Below are 275 nucleotides of genomic sequence, written 5' to 3'. Positions count from 1 at the left end.
CGCCATCAGACGTGCCGGTGTGGTGTGCAAGGAGGGAGCGGACAAGATAACACACATGCTGGACAGAGCGCGCCACATCATGTGGACGGAGACCAAACAACCGGTGGAGGTCGGGGAGCAGTACCTTCATGAGTACGGGCCTTACCAACACTACCTGGGCCTGGGTGTGAGCTGTACACTGCTGGTTGTGTTGTCGTGTCTCACGTTTGGACTGTTCTGTGGCTACTGCGGCAAACGGCCGGACGGCGGATACAACGATGACTGCTGCGACAAAG

1 protein-coding gene is annotated in these 275 nt (G+C 58.2%); it reads left to right on the top strand.

Annotated features, from left to right (window positions below; genetic code table 11):
- Positions 1-55 precede the first annotated feature (55 nt).
- Positions 56-275, top strand: a 220-nt coding sequence (locus tag P2081_RS20860; protein WP_278924699.1) for a hypothetical protein, incomplete at its 3' end; no start/stop codon positions are given.

The organism is Pseudophaeobacter profundi, assembly GCF_029697505.1.
Classification (GTDB): Bacteria; Pseudomonadota; Alphaproteobacteria; order Rhodobacterales; family Rhodobacteraceae; genus Pseudophaeobacter; species Pseudophaeobacter profundi.
The sequence above is the reverse complement of the archived record's forward strand: the minus strand, read 5'-3'. Positions and strand labels throughout refer to the sequence as shown.